The organism is bacterium (assembly GCA_040757115.1).
In the GTDB taxonomy this organism is placed as follows: Bacteria; UBA9089; CG2-30-40-21; order CG2-30-40-21; family SBAY01; genus JBFLXS01.
This window is the reverse complement of the sequence record JBFLYA010000422.1, coordinates 1-1,572: the sequence shown is the minus strand read 5'-3', so window position 1 is coordinate 1,572 and position 1,572 is coordinate 1. Positions and strand designations below refer to the sequence as shown.

General features: G+C 41.0%; 2 protein-coding genes. One reads left to right on the top strand and one right to left on the bottom strand.

All coding sequences use genetic code 11. The annotated features are described in order from the left end of the window. Positions 1–91: 91 nt before the first annotated feature. Positions 92–292, top strand: a complete 201-nt coding sequence (locus AB1422_19335) for a hypothetical protein (protein ID MEW6621455.1) — start codon at positions 92–94, stop codon at positions 290–292. Positions 293–382: 90 nt separating this feature from the next. On the opposite strand, the gene AB1422_19330 is transcribed toward AB1422_19335, so the two are convergent. After that, entirely contained in the window at positions 383–1,300 is a 918-nt protein-coding gene (locus AB1422_19330) for a hypothetical protein (protein ID MEW6621454.1), read from the bottom strand. Between the last annotated feature and the right edge of the window lie 272 nt (positions 1,301–1,572).

Sequence of the window (1,572 nt, the reverse complement as noted above, 5' to 3'; positions counted from 1 at the left end):
ATCGAGAGTGGGGACATTTGGAATCAACCCCTTTCTTGAAATGGAGAACAGCATATTGTCTCACTTGAGCTAAAATAAAAATAAGGACTTTATGCCCCTAAAACTAAAAAACTTGAACATCGAGTATAAATTTCAATCTATTTCTATTATCTTATCTCCATATCACTTTTATCTCCTTATCCCCTTTCTTACACTTTTGATATATAGCCTGAACGGTTACAAAGATTGGTTATCAGAGATTCTCAGCGCAGATTATGATAGTGGAGTACGACCCTCCACTAAAGTAGGGTAGAAGGTTGAAGCCTAAAGGCCCGGCGCTAAAGTGCGGTAGAAGGTTTCTACCCGGCTTTAGCCGAGGGTTCTTTCTCTTCTACCTTCCACTTTAAGGAGTGAACTGGAAAGATTCAATGTCGGTAGTTAAGGACGCACCAGTGTTTGGATGAAGTAATCTACCAGTTACTTCATATTCACCTGCTGGTTCATTACCATTAAAGGTGTAGGTCATAAGATTTAACGGGCCAATCCCGCCTTCAGGAATAGTAACATCATCCATCTTTATCAGCTGGAGATAGTTATCAGCAGGTAACTTTATACAGACCCTTGCATCAACCGTTGTCGCAGAACCAGGATTATCTACCCTGACCTCTATCTCTGCCGTCTCTCCGGTTGTAAATGTGCCCTGGTTTAAGATAATGTCAATGGCTAAGGATGGGGATGGGAAAACCCCTCTTTTATAATAAATCTCCATATTTCCATCTCGATTATCCTCCCAGACTATATGTATCCCGGTTGCATCTGAGGTAATCGCAGGATACCCAGAATCCGCTGAATTGTTAATCAACCGGACATCTGGACCCCAGGTATTTCCTCCATCCTGACTACGCTTATAATAAATCTCCCAATTTCCATCTCGCTTATCCATCCAGACTATATGTATTCCGTTTGCATCTGAGGTAATCGCTGGATCATAAGAAGGAGCTGAATTATTAGTCAATCGGACATCCGGTCCCCAGGTATTTCCTCCATCCTGACTACGCTTGTAATAAATCTCAAGATTTCCATCTCGATAATCCTCCCAGACTATATGTATTCCGTTTGCATCTGAGGTAATCGCTGGATCATAAGAAGGAGCTGAATTATTAGTCAATCGGACATCCGGTCCCCAGGTATTTCCTCCATCCTGACTACGCTTGTAATAAATCTCAAGATTTCCATCTCGATAATCATACCAGACTATATGTATCCCGTCTGCATCTGAGGTAATCGCAGGATTCTCAGACCAAGATGGATTATTAGTCAATCGGACATCAGGTCCCCAGGTATTTCCTCCATCCTGACTACGCTTATAATAAATCTCTCCATATCCATATCCATCTCGATCATCCCTCCAGACTATATGTATCCCGTTTGCATCTGAGGTAATCGCCGGAGACCAAGAACTAGCTCTGATAATTCCTAAATTTACAGAACAGACTAAAGCATATAGAGTTAAAGATTAGGTCAAATGAAAATGCTCAACTATTGAGGAACAAGAGTATAACCATTTATAAATAAAGTAGTTGTAATTCTTTG